16 protein-coding genes and 1 tRNA gene are annotated in these 18,275 nt (G+C 66.7%); 12 read left to right on the top strand and 5 right to left on the bottom strand.

What is annotated here, in order from left to right; all coding sequences use genetic code 11:
• Positions 1-4 precede the first annotated feature (4 nt).
• Together ACQ5J0_RS08885 and ACQ5J0_RS08880 are read left to right on the top strand one after the other, a co-directional pair.
• The gene (locus tag ACQ5J0_RS08885) at positions 5-1,237 is read left to right on the top strand and encodes an NAD(P)/FAD-dependent oxidoreductase (protein ID WP_462567107.1); all 1,233 of its coding nucleotides are present in this window, start codon (positions 5-7) and stop codon (positions 1,235-1,237) included.
• Entirely contained in the window at positions 1,237-3,060 is a 1,824-nt protein-coding gene (locus ACQ5J0_RS08880) for a SulP family inorganic anion transporter (RefSeq protein WP_462567106.1), read from the top strand. The genes ACQ5J0_RS08885 and ACQ5J0_RS08880 overlap by 1 nt, the downstream gene beginning before the upstream one ends.
• Before the next feature lie 199 nt (positions 3,061-3,259).
• Here ACQ5J0_RS08880 and ACQ5J0_RS08875 read toward each other — a convergent pair.
• Positions 3,260-3,333: transfer RNA gene (locus tag ACQ5J0_RS08875), tRNA-Gln, on the bottom strand.
• 193 nt (positions 3,334-3,526) lie between these two features.
• Here ACQ5J0_RS08875 and ACQ5J0_RS08870 point away from each other — a divergent pair.
• Positions 3,527-4,717, top strand: coding sequence for a Ppx/GppA phosphatase family protein (locus tag ACQ5J0_RS08870; RefSeq protein ID WP_462567105.1), 1,191 nt, complete (start codon positions 3,527-3,529; stop codon positions 4,715-4,717).
• On the top strand, positions 4,714-5,379 hold the full coding sequence (locus ACQ5J0_RS08865; protein WP_462567104.1) for an RlmE family RNA methyltransferase: 666 nt from the start codon (positions 4,714-4,716) through the stop codon (positions 5,377-5,379). The genes ACQ5J0_RS08870 and ACQ5J0_RS08865 overlap by 4 nt, the downstream gene beginning before the upstream one ends.
• 57 nt (positions 5,380-5,436) lie before the next feature.
• Here the strand turns inward: ACQ5J0_RS08865 and ACQ5J0_RS08860 are convergent, their stop codons facing one another.
• A complete protein-coding gene (locus ACQ5J0_RS08860; RefSeq protein ID WP_462567103.1) occupies positions 5,437-6,114 on the bottom strand; it encodes a c-type cytochrome in 678 nt (225 codons plus the stop codon).
• Between the two features lie 151 nt (positions 6,115-6,265).
• On the opposite strand from ACQ5J0_RS08860, the gene ACQ5J0_RS08855 reads away from it, so the two are divergent.
• On the top strand, positions 6,266-7,159 hold the full coding sequence (locus tag ACQ5J0_RS08855; protein WP_462567102.1) for a prephenate dehydratase: 894 nt from the start codon (positions 6,266-6,268) through the stop codon (positions 7,157-7,159).
• 2 nt (positions 7,160-7,161) lie between these two features.
• The gene (gene bla / locus ACQ5J0_RS08850; protein ID WP_462567101.1) at positions 7,162-8,055 is read left to right on the top strand and encodes a class A beta-lactamase; all 894 of its coding nucleotides are present in this window, start codon (positions 7,162-7,164) and stop codon (positions 8,053-8,055) included.
• Positions 8,056-8,059: 4 nt separating this feature from the next.
• Here bla and ACQ5J0_RS08845 read toward each other — a convergent pair whose 3' ends face one another.
• Entirely contained in the window at positions 8,060-9,124 is a 1,065-nt protein-coding gene (locus ACQ5J0_RS08845) for an isoaspartyl peptidase/L-asparaginase family protein (protein WP_462567100.1), read from the bottom strand.
• 104 nt (positions 9,125-9,228) lie between these two features.
• On the opposite strand from ACQ5J0_RS08845, the gene ACQ5J0_RS08840 reads away from it, so the two are divergent.
• Together ACQ5J0_RS08840 and ACQ5J0_RS08835 are read left to right on the top strand one after the other, a co-directional pair.
• Positions 9,229-10,182, top strand: coding sequence for an SDR family NAD(P)-dependent oxidoreductase (locus tag ACQ5J0_RS08840; protein WP_462567099.1), 954 nt, complete (start codon positions 9,229-9,231; stop codon positions 10,180-10,182).
• Positions 10,183-10,307: 125 nt separating this feature from the next.
• The gene (locus ACQ5J0_RS08835) at positions 10,308-12,098 is read left to right on the top strand and encodes a DUF885 domain-containing protein (RefSeq protein WP_462567098.1); all 1,791 of its coding nucleotides are present in this window, start codon (positions 10,308-10,310) and stop codon (positions 12,096-12,098) included.
• 73 nt (positions 12,099-12,171) lie between these two features.
• Here ACQ5J0_RS08835 and ACQ5J0_RS08830 read toward each other — a convergent pair whose 3' ends face one another.
• Positions 12,172-13,173 carry a CorA family divalent cation transporter gene (locus ACQ5J0_RS08830; RefSeq protein WP_462567097.1) on the bottom strand — a complete coding sequence of 334 codons (1,002 nt, stop codon included), beginning with the start codon at positions 13,171-13,173 and terminating at the stop codon, positions 12,172-12,174.
• Between the two features lie 69 nt (positions 13,174-13,242).
• On the opposite strand from ACQ5J0_RS08830, the gene ispG reads away from it, so the two are divergent.
• The 4 genes from ispG to ACQ5J0_RS08810 are packed head-to-tail and all read left to right on the top strand — an operon-like array spanning position 13,243 to position 16,602.
• Positions 13,243-14,400, top strand: coding sequence for a flavodoxin-dependent (E)-4-hydroxy-3-methylbut-2-enyl-diphosphate synthase (gene ispG / locus ACQ5J0_RS08825; RefSeq protein ID WP_462567096.1), 1,158 nt, complete (start codon positions 13,243-13,245; stop codon positions 14,398-14,400).
• Positions 14,401-14,413: 13 nt separating this feature from the next.
• Complete coding sequence (locus ACQ5J0_RS08820; RefSeq protein ID WP_462567095.1) at positions 14,414-14,956, top strand: manganese efflux pump MntP; 543 nt, start codon at positions 14,414-14,416, stop codon at positions 14,954-14,956.
• A gap of 4 nt (positions 14,957-14,960) precedes the next feature.
• A complete protein-coding gene (locus ACQ5J0_RS08815; RefSeq protein ID WP_462567094.1) occupies positions 14,961-15,890 on the top strand; it encodes a histone deacetylase family protein in 930 nt (309 codons plus the stop codon).
• Positions 15,891-15,894: 4 nt separating this feature from the next.
• Positions 15,895-16,602, top strand: coding sequence for a murein L,D-transpeptidase catalytic domain-containing protein (locus ACQ5J0_RS08810; RefSeq protein WP_462567093.1), 708 nt, complete (start codon positions 15,895-15,897; stop codon positions 16,600-16,602).
• Positions 16,603-16,643: 41 nt separating this feature from the next.
• Here the strand turns inward: ACQ5J0_RS08810 and ACQ5J0_RS08805 are convergent, their stop codons facing one another.
• A complete protein-coding gene (locus tag ACQ5J0_RS08805; RefSeq protein WP_462567092.1) occupies positions 16,644-18,152 on the bottom strand; it encodes a L,D-transpeptidase family protein in 1,509 nt (502 codons plus the stop codon).
• Positions 18,153-18,275 lie beyond the last annotated feature (123 nt).

The following is an 18,275-nucleotide window of genomic DNA, read 5'->3' as shown; positions in this document are numbered from 1 at the left end:
CGCCATGGCCCAGAATCCTACTCACGAGGTCGTCATCATCGGCGGCGGATCGGCAGGTATCGCGACCGCGGCCTCGATGCTGAAGCGGCGCCCGGCGCTTGACGTGGCTATCGTCGAACCGAGCGAGCATCATTACTACCAGCCCGGTTGGACCATGGTCGGCGGCGGTGTCTTCGACGCGCCCGTCACCTGCCGGTCCATGGCGAGTGTCATGCCGAGGAAGGTGCGCTGGATCCGCCAGGCCGCCGCCACTTTCCAGCCCGAAAGCAATCGGGTGACGCTGGCCGACGGCAGCACCGTCACTTACGGGATTCTGATCGTAGCAGCCGGCATCCGCCTTGCATGGGAGAAGATCGAAGGTCTCGAGGAGACGCTCGGCAAGAACGGCGTCACGTCGAACTATCGTTACGACCTGGCACCCTACACCTGGGAACTGGTCCAAAACCTGAAATCCGGGCGCGCCATCTTCAGCCAGCCGGCCATGCCGATCAAATGCGCAGGCGCCCCGCAGAAGGCGATGTATCTGTCCTGCGACGCGTGGATGGATCGCGGCGTGCTCGGCGACATCGATGTCGAGTTCCGTAACGCGGGCGGTGTGCTTTTCGGGGTCAAGGAATTCCTCCCCGCGCTGATGGAATATGTCGAGAAATACCGCATCGCCCTGAAGCTCAACCAGAACCTTGTCTCCGTGGACGGACCCGCGAAGACCGCGACTTTCAAGACCGAAGCGGGCGAGGAAACGGTCGAATTCGATATGCTGCATGTCGTGCCGCCACAGGTCGCGCCGCAATTCGTCGCAGATAGCCCGCTGGCCGATGCGCAAAGCGGATTCGTCGACATCGACAAGTTCACACTGCGCCACGTGCGCTATCCCAACGTGTTTGGTGTCGGCGATGCGGGATCCACCCCCAATGCCAAGACGGCCGCCGCCGTGCGCAAGCAGGCCCCCATTGTCGCGGTGAACGCGCTGGCGGCGCTCGACGGGAAACCGCCGGTTGCCGATTATGACGGCTACGGATCGTGTCCGCTGACCGTGGAGCGCGGCAGGATCGTGCTCGCCGAATTCGGTTATGACGGGAAGCTGCTGCCCAGCTTCCCGAAATGGGTCATCGACGGCACTCGTCCACGCAAGCTCAGCTGGCTGCTCAAGTCCGAGGTTCTCCCATGGATCTACTGGAACGGCATGCTCAAGGGCCACGAATGGCTCGTTAGGCCGCAGGTCAAGACCGCTGCCTGATGGACAGCAACGGCCCCGAAGCGGACGTGTCAGGCACCGGCGCAGGCGGGCGGGCAAAGCAAGGCAGCTTGCTGTCGCAGTATTTCCCGATCCTAGAATGGGGGCGGACATATAACGGCACAGTCCTGACCAACGATCTGGTCGCGGCGGTGATCGTCACGATCATGCTGATCCCGCAAAGCCTCGCCTATGCCTTGCTCGCGGGCCTGCCGCCGGTCGTCGGGCTCTACGCATCGATCCTGCCGCTTGTCGCCTACGCCCTGTTCGGCACCAGCCGGACGCTGGCGGTGGGGCCGGTCGCGGTCGTGTCGCTGATGACGGCGAGCGCCGCCGGAGCGGTGGCGGCGCAGGACACCGCGCTCTATCTCGAAGCGGCGATCACTCTCGCGGCCTTGTCAGGCATCATGCTTGCCGTGCTGGGTTTCCTGCGAATGGGGTTTCTCGCCAATCTCCTGTCGCACCCGGTCATCAGCGGTTTCATCACCGCGAGCGGCATTCTCATCGCGACCAGCCAGCTCAAGCACATTCTTGGGATGACGGCCGGCGGCGACACCTGGCCCGAGATGCTGGGCGGGCTGGCCTCGGCCCTCGGCACCGTCAATCCATGGACACTGGCGGTCGGCGTGCCGGCGACGCTGTTTCTGTTCTGGGTCCGTAAAGGGCTGAAACCGTCTCTCATCAGGCTGGGCCTCAAACCGCGAGCAGCCGACATCGCGGCGAAGGTCGGACCTGTCGTAGCCGTGGCGCTCACCATTCTCATGGCGATCGCATTCGATCTGGGCGATCGCGGAGTTAACCTCGTCGGGGCGATCCCGCGGGGGCTGCCGCCCTTCGCCCTTCCCTCGACCGATCTCGACCTGATCGGCCGGCTGTGGGTGCCCGCCCTCCTGATCTCGATCATCGGCTTTGTAGAGAGCGTGTCGGTGGCGCAGACGCTGGCGGCGAAGCGCCGACAACGGATCGCCCCGAACCAGGAATTGATCGGCCTGGGCGCATCCAACATCGCCAGCGCGTTTTCGGGCGGGTACCCCGTGACCGGGGGCTTTGCCCGGTCGGTGGTCAATTTCGATGCGGGTGCGGAAACCCCGGCAGCGGGCGCCTACACTGCGGTCGGTATTGCTCTGGCCAGTCTCTTCCTGACGCCGTTGCTGTTCCACCTGCCGGTCGCGACGCTGGCCGCGACGATCATCGTCGCCGTGCTCAGCCTGGTCGACCTCGACACCCCCGGCCAGCTGTGGCGCTATTCGAAAACCGATTTCGCGGCGCACATGGTTACGATCGCCGTTACCCTGCTGGCGGGCGTCGAGCTGGGCGTCATCTCGGGTGTCGCCGTCGGGCTGCTGCTCTATCTCTGGCGCGCGAGCCGGCCGCACGCGGCCATCGTCGGGCGGGTCCCGGAATCGGAGCATTTCCGCAATGTCGATCGCCACAAGGTTTTTACCGTGCCGCATGTCCTTTCGATCCGGATCGACGAGAGCCTGACCTATCTCAATGCCCGCTGGCTGGAAGAGTACGTGCTGGAAGAGGTCGCCGACCGATCGGAAGTGCGGCACGTCATCCTCATGTGCAGCGCGGTGAACGAGATCGACGCCTCGGGACTCGAGAGCCTTGAAGCAATCAATCATCGCCTGGCGGATGCCGGGATCGGGCTGCATCTGTCTGAAGTCAAAGGACCGGTGATGGACCGGCTGAACCGGACCCGCTTCGTCGAGGAGCTGAACGGCAAGGTCTTCCTGTCGCAGAACCGCGCCTTTCGCGAACTCGCGGCCAATGGCGGCCCGCCCGAGGCTCCCACCGCCGATATGGCGCGAGGGATGATCTGATCGCTGCCGGTTCCGGACGAAACGGCGCGAACGGGAAATTTGCCGCATCCACCGGCTGCTGCGTGTTGCATCGCTGTTGCATCGAGCCGCAAAGACCTCGCCGAAACTCGCGTTGATCCGCGAAAAGACGCGAGACTGCCAGGGGTCCGTCGAACCAACCGGCGGATGCACATATCCGACTGTAGATAGTGGAGAATATTGGATGCCCCGTGAGGATTCGAACCTCAATTGACGGAGTCAGAGTCCGTAGTCTTACCATTAGACGACGGGGCATCGGCACCGGGCGTGGGCGGGACTCGCCTGCGCTCCGGCGCGAGGCGGCCATCTAGGTGGGAGTTCCCGGCAGGTCAAGGCTCCCCGGCGGTGCCGCGCAAGTCCTTGCTCCCGCGCGGCATCGGCTGTAGCAAGCATGTCAGGTCCCCGCGCCGGATTTTTCGGAGCGCGGGAGGAAACAGAAAGATTTGCCATGGCGGACCAATCTCCGCCGGACTTGCATACAGCGGCTGGCAAGCGAAGGGGTAAGACGTCCGGCAAGGTAGCCGATTTTCGCTACAAGCGCCCCTCCCGGCCCGACAGAAAGGCCCGCGATTCCAGCGGCCTTCTCCACGCATCGGCTGGTCATGTCCGCCACGAAGCCAGCCCTCGCCGGCAGGCCTATGCCGCGCTCGATCTGGGCACCAACAATTGCCGTCTGCTTATCGCGCGGCCATCGGGCGAAAACTTTACCGTGATCGATGCATTCAGCCGCGTGGTGCGCCTCGGCGAAGGACTGGCGGCTTCGGGCAAATTGTCCGACGCCGCGATGGAGCGCACCTTGGGCGCACTGCATGTCTGCGCCGAGAAGCTGCGCCGCCGCAACGTGCATCTGGCACGCTCGGTCGCGACCGAGGCCTGCCGCCGCGCTTCCAACGGCGAGGCGTTTATCGAACGGGTGCGCGAGGAAACCGGGATCGCGCTCGACATAATCTCGGCGCAGGAAGAGGCGCGGCTGGCGGTGCTGGGGTGCCATATTCTGCTCGAGGACGGAGTGGGCCCCGCAGTCATCTTCGACATCGGGGGCGGTTCGACCGAGTTGGTGCTGATCGAGCCCGGTGGCCCCGTGCCGCGCATCCTCGACTGGCTGAGCGTGCCATGGGGCGTGGTTTCGCTCACCGATTCGGTCCAGCCGCCCGATGGCACCAGGCACGGCCGCGCGCTGCGCTATGCCGAAATGCGCCGTCTGGTCTCGGAAAGCTTCACCCCCTTCGCCGAGCGGATCGCCGACACCGCGCGCGATTCCGCAACGATCCGCCTGCTGGGCACCAGCGGCACGGTCACCACTCTGGCCAGCATCCATCTCGAACTCCCGCAATATGATCGCCGCGCGGTCGACGGGCTGATCGTACCCTCGCGCTCGATGCGCGACATCTCGCTGCGCCTTTCGACAATGAGCGAAGCGGATCGCCGCACCCTGCCCTGCATCGGCGACGACCGTGCCAATCTGGTCGTGGCGGGCTGCGCGATCCTGGAATCGATCCTCGACATCTGGCCGGCGAAGGAACTCGCGGTCGCGGATCGCGGCATCCGCGAAGGCATCCTGCGCAGCCTGATGGCCGCCGACGAGGTCGCCGAGCGCAGCCGCGAAACCCGCCTGCGCATGCGGGAGCAGGATCTGTGAGCCGTTCCGGGCGCGATTCGGACCGAAGGGTCAAGACGGCGAAGGGGCGCACCGCCTCCTCCACCCGCTGGCTCGAACGCCAGCTCAACGATCCGTACGTCAAGCAGGCCAAGGCCGACGGCTATCGCAGCCGCGCGGCCTACAAATTGCTCGAGCTGGACGAGAAATTCGCCCTGCTCAAACGCGCCGAGCGGGTGGTCGATCTCGGCATCGCGCCGGGCGGCTGGAGCCAGGTGGTTCGCAAGGTCGCGCCCCGGGCGGCGATCGTCGGGATCGACCTGCTCCCGACCGAGCCGATCGAGGGCGTCACCATTTTCGAGATGGATTTCATGGACGATGCCGCGCCCCAGGCACTGGAAGAGGCGCTCGAAGGCGCCCCGGATCTGGTGATGAGCGACATGGCGGCCAACACAGTGGGCCACAAGCAGACCGATCATCTGCGCACCATGGGGCTGGTCGAGGCCGCTGCCTGGTATGCGATCGAAACGCTGGCGCCGGGCGGCGCCTTCATCGCCAAGGTCCTGGCGGGCGGCACCGACGCCGAACTGCTCAACCTGCTCAAAAAGCACTTCCGCACGGTCAAGCACGCCAAGCCCCCGGCCAGCCGCAAGGGTTCTTCGGAATGGTATGTGGTGGCGCAGGGGTTCAAGGGACGCGACTAGCGGCGCCCCCATTACCCAACAACGACCGTTCAGAGACTCCCGACGAAGTCGCTGGGGTTATTCGTCCACTTGGACCGGACCGGAAGGAACCGGTTGCTCGTCGCCCATCGCGCCTGCGGCTTCGGGCGCATCCGCTGCTGCACCCTCGACCGCGCCGGGGCCTTCGCCCGCTGCGTCGACGCCAATCTCACCAACAGCCGGAGCCGCGGGCTCGGGCTTGGCCGGTGCCCCGCCGAAGGTCGAAAGATACTCCATCACATTGGCGCGATCTTCCGGATTCGACAGACCGGCAAAGCTCATCTTGGTACCGCTGGCAAAAGCGCGCGGGCTGGTGAGCCAGGCGTCCATGTTTTCCCAGGTCCACTGCCCACCGTGTTCGGCAAGCGCGCTGGAATAGGCAAAGCCCGGTGCATGTGCACCGATTGCGGTCCCCATCACGCCATAAAGATTGGGACCGATCCCGTTCGCTCCGCCCTGCTCGATCGTGTGGCAGGCGGTGCATTTGGCGAACACCGCTTCGCCAGCGGCGGCATCGGCGGATGCCAGCAGCATGCCGAGGTCCGGCCCGGCATCCTCGCCGGCGCCCTCTTCGGGGGCGTCGATGAAATAGCCCGGCTCTTCCGGCATCTCGGGATTGTCGGCATGGAAATACATGCCCGAGCCGATCGAGGCGCCGAGCGCGACGATCCCGGCGAAGAGAACCCATCCGGAGGCGGTATTGAACTTGTCGTCCATGCGTGAATCGTCCGCAAACTGGTGTGAAGATATCGGTTTCGCGCCGCTCTAGGGGGGCCGTGGCCCGCGCGCAAGTGCGCGCAGCGCGCCTGAGGCTGCAGGAGCTGCAATTCGCTTGCGGGGGTCAGGCGGCGCCGATAGCACGGCTGCCATGCGCAAATTTCCCCAGCCTGCCCTCGCCATGGTCGACACGATGCGCGCTGCGGCACAGGCCGATCCGGCCCGCACCATCGCTTTCGGCGGGGCGCCCGGATCGAATTCGCACCAGGCGACGATGCAGTTCGCGCCCGAGGCGCTGCCCCTGCCCTGCTACGGTTTCGAGGACGCGCTCGACGCGGTGAAGGCGGGCCAGGCGGGCGCGGCGATGATCCCGATCGAGAATTCGCAGCATGGCCGCGTCTCCGACATCCACTTCCTGCTGCCCGAAAGCGGGCTGGCGATCGTGGCCGAGCACTTCATGCCGATCACCCATGCGCTGATGGCGCTAGGCGACGGGCCCTTCGAAGCCGCCTACAGCCATCCGCAGGCGCTGGGCCAGTCACGCGAATATCTGCTGGCGCGCGGTATCGTCCCGATGGCCTATGCCGACACCGCCGGGGCGGCGGCCCATGTTGCGGAGCGCGGGCTGCCGGAACTTGCGGCGCTCGCCCCGCCGATGGCGGCCGAACTCTATGGGCTGAAGATCATCGAGAAGGCGGTCGAGGATGCGCATGACAACACCACGCGCTTCGTGCTGCTGGCCAAGGATGCACGCGACCCGGCGAAGGTCGATGGCGCCGAGCCGATGACCACCTTCATTTTCGAGGTGAAGAACGTGCCCGCAGCGCTCTACAAGGCGCTCGGCTGTTTCGCCACCAATGGCGTGAACATGACCAAGCTGGAAAGCTACCAGAAGGGCGCGAGCTTTGCGGCGACGAAGTTCTACGCCGATATCGAAGGCGCCCCGGGCGACCCGCGGGTGGACCATGCACTCGAAGAACTCGCCTTCCATTGCAACAGCGTGCGGCTGCTCGGCAGCTACGCGCAGGCGCGCAAGCGAGGATGAGCATGGCCACCCGGCGCGGCGCGATGCTCGGCGGCCTCGCCTTGGCGGGCGCGGCCTGCGTTCCCTTCGCGGACGATACGAAGTCCCGGCTGGAAGCCAAGCTGCGCATCGTCGAGGCCGAGGCCGGCGGCGAACTAGGCACCTTTGCGCTCGACACGCAGACCGGGCTCGGCCTGGGTCACCGGCAGAGCGAGCGCTTCGCCCATTGCTCCAGCTTCAAGGCCTCGCTTGCGGCGATGGTCCTCCAGCTCGATGCGGAAGGGACGATCTCGGCGGACGAGCATGTCCGCTGGACGCGCGAGGATCTGATGGCGGTGTCGCCCTTCACCACGCAGCGGCTCGAAACCGGCGCAAGCTTGCGCGAACTTGCCGAGTTCACGCAGAAATATTCGGACAACGCTGCGGCGAACATCCTGCTGGCGAAGCTGGGCGGACCGCAGGCGCTGACCGCCTTCTGGCGGCGGATGGGTGACGATATCAGTCGCCTCGACCGCACAGAGCCCGCGCTCAACCACGTGCCGCCGGGAGAAATGCGCGACACCACCAACCCGCAGGCCATGGCGACCACGCTGGCGCGCTTGCTCTATGGCGGCGGGCTGGCCGCACAAGCGGGCTCTCAGCTAAAAGGCTGGATGCACGACACTCCCACAGGCCTGCGGCGGGTACGCGCGGGGCTGCCCGAGGGCTGGCATGCGGGCGACAAGACCGGCACCTCGATCTGGCCGGGAATGGGCAGTCTTTATGTCGATATCGGCTTCATCGAACCCCCGGGGCGCGCGCCGCTGACCTTCGCGACCTACTACCGCGCACCGGAAACGCATGACGGGATGGATCCGGCCTCCGAAGCCGCGCTGGCACAGGCAGGGGCCATCATCGCCCGCTGGGCCGCCGGCTGAGCGCCTATTCCTCGGCGAAGATTGCGACCTCGTTGACGCCTTCGCTGGTCGCTCGGCCGCGGTACATGCCGCTGGTGTTGAAGCTGAACACCGCCGCTCCCGACGGTGCAACCACGATCACCCCGCCGTCGCCGCCCAGCTCCTCGACCTCGGCGAGCACGGCATCGGCGACGCCTTCGACCAGCTTTTCGGTCAGCCTGATCTCGCCGCCCTCGGGTAGGCCGTTGTCGAATTCCGCCAGCGCCGTGTTGCCTGCCAGACGCAGCCTCGTGCAGATCTCATGCGCCACGCCGACGCGGATGAAATATTCGCCCGCGCCCGTGGCCGAGACCGCGCAGCTCCGGTTGTCGGCATAGGTGCCCGCGCCGATCATCGGCGCATCGCCGATCCGGCCCCAGCGCTTGCCGGTCATCCCGCCGGTCGAGGTGCCGGCGGCCAGATTGCCCGCCTGGTCGAGCGCCACTGCGCCCACGGTGCCGAACTTGTGATCGACGTCATAGGCCGACAGCTGCTCCGCCTTCATCCGCTCGAGCGCTTCGCGGCGCGCCTCGGTCTGGAACCATGCGGGCTCGGCGGTCTCGATCCCCTGCTCGCGCGCGAATTCCTCGGCCCCCTCGCCGCTCAGGAAGACATGGCGTCCGTCGCGCATCACCGCGCGCGCCAGCAGGATCGGGTTCTTGGTCGCGGTAACCCCGGTGACCGCCCCTGCCGTGCGATCGCGCCCGTCCATCACCGCCGCGTCGAGTTCGTTGGCGCCTTCCCAGGTGAACACCGCGCCGCGCCCGGCGTTGAACTTGGGATCGTCCTCCATCAGCAGGATCGCCGCCTCGACCGCATCCATCGCGGTCCCGCCTTCGCGCAGTACCGCGGCGCCCGCGTCGAGTGCGGTCTGCAGCGCCGCCTCGTATTCCGCCTCTCGCTCGGGGGTCATGTTCTCGCGCGACAAAGTCCCCGCGCCGCCGTGGATGGCGAAGGACCAGGTCCCCTCGTCATGCGCCGCAGCGGGGGTGGCGAGGAGCGCCGGCAGCGCGAGCAGACCGAGGGCGAGAGCGGTGAAGGAACGGGTCATGCTGCGGCGATAGCACGGGGGCTTTGCCGCTCCACCCGAAATTGGCGGGTGGTGCCGAAGAACGGGCGTGGTAACCTTGTGCCACACCATTGGGAGAGACAGCGATGAGCCAATTCGGTTTCGACAGCACGGCGGACGAGGTTCTGGCCGATCAGGACCTCACCGGGCGCACCGCCTTCATCACCGGGGCCTATTCGGGGCTCGGCCACGAAACCGCGCGCGCGATGGGTGCCAGGGGGGCCAAGCTCATCCTTTCGGGGCGCGACGAATCGAAGCTCGAAGCGGCGGCCAAGAGTATCGCCGACGAGACCGGGGCAAAGGTCGAAACGCTGGTCTGCGATCTCGCCTCACTCGACTCTGTTCGTGCCGCAGGAAAAGAGTCGAATGCGAGATTCGACACTATCGACCTCCTGATCAACAATGCGGGAGTGATGGCTTGCCCGCTTTCGCGCACCGCAGACGGTTTCGAGCTGCAATTCGGGACCAACCATCTGGGCCACTTCCTGCTCACCAACCTCTTGATTCCGCTGCTGGAAAAAGGCGACCGCCCGCGCATCGTCAATCTCTCGAGCCGCGGCCATCATCTCGACAGCCTCCATTTCGACGATCTCAACTATGTCGAACGCGAGTACGACAAATGGGAAGCCTACGGGCAGTCGAAGACCGCCAACATCCTGTTCACCGTGGCGCTCGAGCAGCGGCTCGCGGACAAGGGCATCCATGCCTATGCGGTCCATCCCGGCGGGATCATGACCAATCTCGGGCGCCATCTCGAACCCGACGACCTCGCCAATCTGCGCAAGCGGATGGAGAGCAATTCCGGCGACAAGGGCATGACCTTCAAATCCATCCCCCAGGGCGCGGCGACCACCTGCTGGGCCGCGACTGCGACGGAGCTCGAAGGCAAGGGTGGTCTCTACGCCGAGGACTGCGCCGTCGCCGAGCAGAGCGATACCGATCCCACCGGCGGGGTGCGCTCCTATGCGCTGGACAAGCAGGCCGCGGAGCGGCTCTGGTCCGTCTCCGAGGAGCTGGTGGGCGCGAATTTCGCCCACTGATCGAGCGGCTCCGGCAAGGGGCCGCCTGTCGTCGGTCCGCTCATGGGCGCCCTTCGTCGACTTGCCCTCTTGCGGATCGGCGCCCGGCGGCGCAGGCCGCAGCACCAGATTCACGGGAGTTGCAGATGAAGACCTTCGCCGCCGCTATTGCCCTGGCCACCGCCCCCCTCGCCCTTTCGGCGTCTCCCGCGCTCGCGCAGGCCGAAGTCGCAGTCGCGGGCGAGGCGGCACCCCAGTGGGTCCAGACCAGCAATGCCTACACCACCCAGCTGATCGAGTTCGAGGCGCAGTTCTTCCCCGAGGGCGCCTCGCAGTCGGGCTACGAGCAATATGACGGGCAGACCTTCGACCTGTCGCTCGATCGCGACGCGCGCTACCTCGCCGGCGCAGAGGCCCTGCGCCGCCAGTTCGTCGCCGCGCGCGAGACCGAGACCAACGCCAACGTCAAACAGGATCTCGCCATCCTGATCGACTCGCTCGACCGGAGCATCGAATCGACCCGGCTCAACCAGCGGCTGCTGCTCGAATGGTCCGAAGTGCCGCAGACCATCTTCTACACGATCGGCGGCATGCTCTCGGACCAGACCGCGGAAAACCGCCGCGCTTCGGCGCTGACGCTGCTGCAGCGCTACACCGGACTGGCCGAAGGCACTCAGCCCTATACCGAACTCGCCAAGGCGCGCTTCGAAGCCAGCCGCGGGGCGGACAAGCTCGGACCCTATGCGGTCGAGGTCGAGGAATCGATCGCCAAGATCCCGACTTTCGTCGCCGGCATCCGCGAGCTGTTCGAACGCTACGAGATCGCGGGCGCCGAGCCTGCGCTGGCCGCGCTGGAAACCCAGTTCGCGGATTACGGCGAGTGGACCCGCGCCACGGTGCTGCCGACCGCCCGGCCCGAAGCGCGCCTGCCCGAGGAGCTCTACGCGCTCAACCTGCGCAATGTCGGGATCGACATGGAACCGCGCGAGGCGATGGCCCGCGCGCGGCGCGGCTTCTACGAAATCCGCGCCCAGATGGAGGCGCTCGCGCCGCAGATCGCGGAGAAGAACGGCTGGGAGGAAACCGACTACGCCTCGGTCATGCGCAAGCTCAAGGAGCGCACGATCCCCAATGACGAGATCGAAGATTTCTATCGCGGGGTGAACGCGCAGCTCGAGGCGAAAATTCGCGAGAACGATATCGTCAGCCTGCCCGATTACGAGCTGTCGATGCGGCTCGCCTCCGAGGCCGAGAGCGCCGCGCAGCCCGCGCCGCACATGCGTCCGCCGCGGCTGATCGGCAACACCGGCGAACAGGGCACTTTCGTGCTGACCGCCGGCAATCCCACCGCCGGGCCCGAAGACGCCTATGACGATTTCAACCACGCCGCGGCCAGCTGGACTCTGAGCGCGCATGAAGGCCGCCCGGGCCACGAAATGCAGTTCGCCGCGCTGGTCGAGCAGGGCGTCAGCCTCGCCCGGCTGCTCTACGCCTTCAACAGCGTGAACGTCGAAGGCTGGGCGCTTTATGCCGAAGCCGAGATGCTGCCCTACGAGCCGATCGAGGGGCAGTTCATCGCCCAGCAGTTCCGCCTGCTGCGCGCCGCCCGCGCCTTCCTCGACCCGATGCTCAACCTCGGGCTGATCACCCGCGAAGAGGCCGGCCGCATCCTGCGCGAAGACGCGCTGTTCTCGCCCGGAATGGTGAAGCAGGAACTCGATCGCTACACCTTCCGCTCGCCCGGTCAGGCGGGGAGCTATTACTACGGCTACCGCAAGCTGATCGATCTGCGGGTCGAGACCGAGATCGCGCTGGGCGAGGATTTCGAGGAGAAGGCCTTCAACGATTTCCTGCTCAGCCAGGGGATCATCCCGCTCGAACTGATGGCGCAGGCGGTGCGCGAGGAGTTCATTCCCTCGCAGCGCTCCGGGCAGTAAACGGGCGGCTGAGCGTTTCCCACAAGGTCCGATCCTTGCCCGCCTGGGCTTTGGGCTGAGGCCGGCGCTGGCGCTATAGCCAGCGCTGGCTGCGGAAGATCGCCAGAATGCCGACGGTGATCGCCAGGCAGGCGCCGAGCACGCCCCAGAACGCCCATGGCTCGGCGTTCCAGGGGATGCCCGAGACATTGCTCCCGAGCAGCCCGGTGAAGAAGGTCAGCGGCAGGAACACGCCCGCCATCACGCCCAGCTTGTAGGTCGCGTTCTGGCTGACCGCCTGCGCGCGGGCGCGCAGTTCGTCCTGCAGCACCAGCGCGCTTTCCTTGCTGATGTTGATGTCGTCGAGATGCCGCCGCAGGCGCGAGATCGATTCGGCGATCTCACGCCGGTCGTGCGGCTCGAACCATTCGGGCGCTTCGCGGCTGATCTGCTGCAGCGCCTCGTGCTGGGGCGAGATATGGCGCTGCAGCGCCAGGCATTCGCGGCGGATATCGGCGATCTCGCGCGCGCGGACCGCCAGCGCCAGATCTTCGGCATTGTCCTCGAGCCGGTCGATGGCGGCGTTGATGTCGATCACCGCGCCGCTCAGATGATCGATCATCAGCTCGGCGATCAGCGTGATCATCGCCCCGGCATCGCGCGGTCCCGCGCCGCGATCGAACAGATCGCGCAGCTCGTTGGGGCTCTGCTGCGGGGCGCGGCGCAGCGTCAGGACCCGGCTGCCGTCGCTCCACAATTGCATCGCGATCATGTCCTCGGGCGTGGCGCCGGGATTGAAATTGAGATCGCGCAGCGTAGCCACCAGCGCATCGCCTTCGCGAAAGGCGCGCGGGCGCGACATGTCCGAGACCAGCAGTTCGGCAGTGGGCTCGGTCATCCCCTTCTGCCGTCGCAGCCACGCCTCGAGGCCAGGACGGGCGCGATCTAGGTGGAGCCACAGGATCTCCTCGGAACTTCCCGGGGTCCAGTTCTGCGCCTCGTCCCACTCGATCGGCCGCGCGCCGCCGGCCCCATCGATCACGCGGCCGAACAGCAGTGGATTCTGGGTGTCGCATGCGTCGATCGTGCCGGTCATCGCCGCCTCATGCCGCATCGCTCGCGCGCTGTCATTGCTCCTTCACCTTGGGCGTTCTATATCGCCACCATGTCTTCCCTACGCCCCTGGCGCGATATCGAGCGCCGCAAGAGCCGTCAGATCATGATCGGCAAGGTCCCGGTGGGCGGCGATGCGCCGATCAGCGTCCAGACCATGACCAACACGCCGACCGAGGACGTGAGCGCGACGATCGACCAGATCCGCCGCTGCGAGGAAGTGGGCGCCGACATCATCCGCGTGTCCTGCCCGACCGAGGAGGCGACCCGGCATTTCGACAAGATCACCCGCGCTGCCGAGGTGCCGATCGTCGCGGACATCCATTTCCACTACAAGCGCGCGCTCGAGGCGGCCGACAAGGGCGCCGCCTGCCTGCGGATCAATCCGGGCAATATCGGTTCCTCGCAGCGGGTTGCCGAAGTGGTCCGCGCCGCCAAGGCCAATGGCTGCGCGATCCGCATCGGGGTCAACGCCGGGAGCCTGGAAAAGGACCTGCTCGAGAAATACGGCGAGCCCTGCCCCGAGGCGCTGATCGAAAGCGCGCTCGATCATATCAAGCTGCTGCAGGATCACGATTTCCACGATTTCAAGGTGGCGGTGAAGGCCAGCGACGTGTTCCTCGCGGTGGCCGCCTACCACGGGCTCGCCGAAGCGGTCGATTGCCCGCTTCATCTGGGCATCACCGAGGCCGGCGGGTTGATCGGCGGCACCGTCAAGAGCTCGATCGGCATGGGCAGCCTGCTGTGGGCCGGGATCGGCGACACGATCCGCGTCTCGCTCTCCGCCGAACCCGAGCAGGAGATCAAGGTTGGGTTCGAGATGCTCAAGGCGCTGGGGCTGCGGACCCGCGGCGTGCGCGTGGTCTCCTGCCCTTCCTGCTCGCGCCAGGGTTTCGACGTCATCCGCACGGTCGAGGCGCTGGAGAAGCGGCTCGAGCATATCAAGACCCCGATGAGCCTCTCGGTGCTGGGCTGCGTCGTCAACGGCCCGGGCGAAGCGCGCGAGACCGATATCGGCCTCACCGGCGGCGGCAATGGCAAGCACATGGTCTTTCTCTCGGGCGTGACTGACCACACGGTGCAGAGCGAGGACATGCTTGAGCATATCGTGAGGCTGGTCGAGGCCAAGGCCGCGCAGATCGAGGCGGGCGAAGCGGTCGCCTTCGATCCGCATGCTCCCGCCATACAGGCCGTCGAAGCGGCGGAGTGATCCGCGCCGCGCTGTGATCGAAGGGCTGTTTCTCGCTCTCGCGCTCGCGATGGATGCCTTTGCCGTCGCCCTGACGCAGGGCGCGCGGTTCCGGCCGCGAGTCCTGCCCGGGATCGGGATCGCCGCCGCCTTTGGCGTCGCGCAGGGAATCATGCCGCTGATCGGCTGGGCGCTGGGCGCCATGGCGCTGGTCTTCGTCGCGGAGCTGGATCACTGGATCGCCTTCGCGCTGCTCGGGATCCTTGGAATTCAGATGATCCGCGGCGGCGAGGACGACGAGGCCGCCCCGAAACTGCGCGGCCTGGCGTTGCTGGCGGCGGCGATCGCGACCAGCATCGATGCGCTCGCCGCCGGAATCACTCTGCCCACGCTCGACCTTTCGCCGCTGCTCGCTGCGGCGCTGATCGCCGTGGTCACATTCGCCCTCTCGGCGGTCGGGGTGCTGTCGGGCCGGATCGCCGGCGACGGCTACGGACGCTGGGCGGAGCGCGCCGGCGGGGTGATCCTGATCGCGCTGGGGACCAAGATCCTGGCCGAGCACAGCGGGTTCCTGTGACGCCATGCTCCACGTCGTCCACCACGCCGATTATATGGCGCCGCCGCCCGAGCGCGGCACGTTCAAGTTCGACAAATACTATCTGGTGATGGAGGCGCTCCGAGGCAGCGGCGCACCGGTCACCGAGCACGCGCCCGAGCCGATGCCGCGCCGCTGGCTCGAGGAAGTCCACGACCCCGCCTATGTCGACGAGGTGTTCCCGCGCGACAAGGAGCGGCGGATCGGCTTTCCGGTGACCCCGCATATCGCGGCCCGCGTGCGCCACACCAATGGCGGGACCTGGCTGGCGGCGCGGCTGGCGCTCGAACACGGTTATGCCGCCAACAGCGCGGCGGGGAGCCACCACGCGCTGCACGGCACCGGCGCGGGCTATTGCGTGTTCAACGATCTGGCAGTCGCCGCCAACCGGCTGATCGCCGAGGGCGATGCGCGCCGGATCCTGATCGTCGATTGCGATGTCCATCAGGGCGACGGCACCGCCAGCCTGACCGCCACCCGGAGCGACATCTTCACGCTGTCGTTCCACGCCGAGAAGAACTTCCCGGTGCGCAAGGCGCGCTCGGATTGCGATGTCGAACTGGCGGACGGCACCGACGATGCCGGATACATGGAAGCGCTCGAGCGCCATTTGCCCGAGGTCGTCGGGCGGTTCGCGCCCGATCTGGTGCTCTACCAAGCGGGGGTGGATCCCCATGTTGACGACAAGCTTGGACGGCTGGCGCTGAGCGACGAGGGGCTGGCGGCGCGCGATCGCTTCGTCGTCGGGGAGGCGCGGCGCCGCGGGCTGCCGATCGCGAGTGCGCTCGGCGGCGGCTACGGCTCCGATCAACGCATAGTGGCTGAGCGCCACGCGGCATCGATGCTAGCGATGGCCGAGACCAACTCCACCTTCGCGCGTTCATCTTGCGCTAGGGTGGACGCTGCTAGAGAATGAAACGATGAAACGCCGCGATCTTATAAAGGCTGGATTTGCCGCGGGCGCGATGGCCGCGCTGCCGCTGCGCGCCGCTGCGCAGGCGGGCGGGACCTCGCCGCGCGACCGCAAGCTGTTCGAACTCGCCCGCAGCGAGCTGGCGCGGATGGGCAGCCATGTCTGGCGCAGCGACATCGTCGGGGTCGCCGATTTCGGGCTTCATTCTTCGCAGCGGCGCTTCCACTTCGTCGATCTGGAGCGCGAGCGGGTCGCAAGCTACCACGTCAGCCACGGCGATGGCTCGGACGGCGAGCACGACGGCTGGCTCAAGCGCTATTCCAACCTCGAGGGCTCGCACGCCACCAGCCGCGGCGCCTACACCACGCGGAGCTGGTATATGGGGCGGTTCGGCATGTCGATCCGGCTCGACGGGCTCGACCCGACCAATTCCAACGCGCTCGACCGCGCGATCGTGATGCACAAGGCGCGCTATGCGACCCCCGAGCATGTCGACCGCTGGGGACGGCTGGGCCGCTCCAACGGCTGCCTGGCGATGGGCCCCGAACAGTTCGACCGCGCGCTGATCGATCTGGCGGGCGGGCGGCTGGTACTGGCGGGAAGCTACGGCATCGCCGAGGACGGCAGCACGATCGCCCCGCCGGTGCAGCAGATCGATTTGCTGCGCCCCGAACGCGAGAATACCCTCCAGCGAACCAACCCCGGCGTCTACTGACCGGCCCGCCCCTGAGACAGGGGGCGAGCCGGTAAGCTGGATCAGGCGCCCGGCGCTGCGAGCGGGATTATCTCTTCGCCCTGCACGCGTGAGCGATTGGCCATCCGCGGACGCTCGAACGAAGCCATCACCGCCGCGTCGCGGCCATAGATGTCCTCGAAGGTCGTCAGATTGCCATCGACATCGCGGGCCATGGTGAAATAGGTGATGTAGACCGGCCACGGGTTCTGGATCTCGTAGGCGGTGTAGGTGCCCGAGGCGGTGATCGCCTCGACCTCGCGCTGGATCGCGGGGATGTCCTCCTTGGTCTCCATATTGCCCAGCATCGCCATCGTCATCGCCAGTTCGCGCGCGTTCTCGACGCGGATGCAGCCGTGGCTGAGCGCGCGGTCGTCATTGGCGAACAGCCCGCGCGAGGGCGTGTCGTGGAGGAAGATCGCATGCCGGTTGGGCATGTGCAGCTTCATCACCCCGAGCGCGTTCTTGGGTCCGGGCTGCTGGACGACCGTCACCCAGCCGTTCTCGCCGCGGGTCGCGGTATAGCCCTGCGCCTTGGCCCAGCCGGGATTGCCGAGCACCCGTGCGCCCAGCCCCTCGCCCTTGACGATCGATTGCGGCACCGTCCAGGTCGGGTTGAAGATCACCCCTTCGACCATCTCGGCCAGCTGCGGGGTCGCGGTATTTCCCGGCTTGCCGACCACGGTGCGATAGCTCTTGATGATCCTGTCGCGCACCGTCAGCCGGACCTGGAACTCGGGCACGTTGGTCATCAGGTACTTGCTGCCCAGATCCTGCGGCAGCCAGCGCCAGCGATCCATATTGGCGCGGATCAGCTTGCGCTTCGACGACTGGCCCTTTGGCGTGGCCGCGAGTTCCGCCTTGAGCAGCGCATAGTCGGGATGAACCGGTGCCAGCCCCTCGAGCGTCGCGACGATGGTGCCCTTGGCGAGCGCATCCTTGAGCAGCCGCGCGGTGGGCATGCGATCGGCGTCGGGGTCCATCACGAACCACTGCTTGCGCCCCTCCATCGGGGTGCGCCCGTCGCGCAGATCCTCGACCAGCCAGACGAAAGTGCGGCTCGCCACATCGTTGAGCGCGGCCCCCTCGCCCTGCGCGATCGCCGCGGCGAGGACATCGGCACCGTAATCCGCCGGATCGAGCCCCTCGGCCGCAATCCCGGCAATATAGCCGGCGAGCTGCTGCGCCTGCGGCAGCAACCATTCGCCGATCAGGATCGGCAGTTCCTGCACAACTTCGCCCGATTCCATCGCGATATCGTCGAAATTCTCGGCAACCGTGGGCTGGCGCGGCTCAGACTGGGGTGCGGACCGGGGTGCCGACTGTGATGCGGCCTGCGGCACCGACCGGACGGGGCGCGGCTCACTCTCGCGGCTGTCCGCCTGCAATCGCGTATAATCGGGCAGCGGCTCCTGGACCGTCGCCGGCTCGGGCGGGAGCAGGTTGCGCGGTGCGGCCTGCTGCGCCTGAGCGCTCACCGCCAGCATCGCCGTGCCCGTCGCCAAACCCAATATCGTCTTGAAATTTTTCATAAGTCCCACCGGAAGCGCCATTCGGCGTCTGTTTACGCGATATCGGGCCACCTTCCAATATCGCAGCTTAGCTGCAGGTGAACTGGCGGTCGTTTGTCGCATCTTCGAGCTAGTAGCGGATTT

This window comes from Qipengyuania sp. SM2512, assembly GCF_054954005.1.
The sequence above is the reverse complement of the archived record's forward strand: the minus strand, read 5'-3'. Positions and strand labels throughout refer to the sequence as shown.

Excerpts from the sequence above, each read along its gene's own strand:
- ACQ5J0_RS08885 (WP_462567107.1), top strand. The coding sequence starts at position 5 with ATGGCCCAGAATCCTACTCACGAGGTCGTCATCATCGGCGGCGGATCG.
- ACQ5J0_RS08880 (WP_462567106.1), top strand. The coding sequence starts at position 1,237 with ATGGACAGCAACGGCCCCGAAGCGGACGTGTCAGGCACCGGCGCAGGC.
- ACQ5J0_RS08870 (WP_462567105.1), top strand. The coding sequence starts at position 3,527 with ATGGCGGACCAATCTCCGCCGGACTTGCATACAGCGGCTGGCAAGCGA.
- ACQ5J0_RS08860 (WP_462567103.1), bottom strand. The coding sequence starts at position 6,114 with ATGGACGACAAGTTCAATACCGCCTCCGGATGGGTTCTCTTCGCCGGG.
- ACQ5J0_RS08855 (WP_462567102.1), top strand. The coding sequence starts at position 6,266 with ATGCGCAAATTTCCCCAGCCTGCCCTCGCCATGGTCGACACGATGCGC.
- bla (WP_462567101.1), top strand. The coding sequence starts at position 7,162 with ATGGCCACCCGGCGCGGCGCGATGCTCGGCGGCCTCGCCTTGGCGGGC.
- ACQ5J0_RS08845 (WP_462567100.1), bottom strand. The coding sequence starts at position 9,124 with ATGACCCGTTCCTTCACCGCTCTCGCCCTCGGTCTGCTCGCGCTGCCG.
- ACQ5J0_RS08840 (WP_462567099.1), top strand. The coding sequence starts at position 9,229 with ATGAGCCAATTCGGTTTCGACAGCACGGCGGACGAGGTTCTGGCCGAT.
- ACQ5J0_RS08835 (WP_462567098.1), top strand. The coding sequence starts at position 10,308 with ATGAAGACCTTCGCCGCCGCTATTGCCCTGGCCACCGCCCCCCTCGCC.
- ACQ5J0_RS08830 (WP_462567097.1), bottom strand. The coding sequence starts at position 13,173 with ATGACCGGCACGATCGACGCATGCGACACCCAGAATCCACTGCTGTTC.
- ispG (WP_462567096.1), top strand. The coding sequence starts at position 13,243 with ATGTCTTCCCTACGCCCCTGGCGCGATATCGAGCGCCGCAAGAGCCGT.
- ACQ5J0_RS08815 (WP_462567094.1), top strand. The coding sequence starts at position 14,961 with ATGCTCCACGTCGTCCACCACGCCGATTATATGGCGCCGCCGCCCGAG.
- ACQ5J0_RS08810 (WP_462567093.1), top strand. The coding sequence starts at position 15,895 with ATGAAACGCCGCGATCTTATAAAGGCTGGATTTGCCGCGGGCGCGATG.
- ACQ5J0_RS08805 (WP_462567092.1), bottom strand. The coding sequence starts at position 18,152 with ATGAAAAATTTCAAGACGATATTGGGTTTGGCGACGGGCACGGCGATG.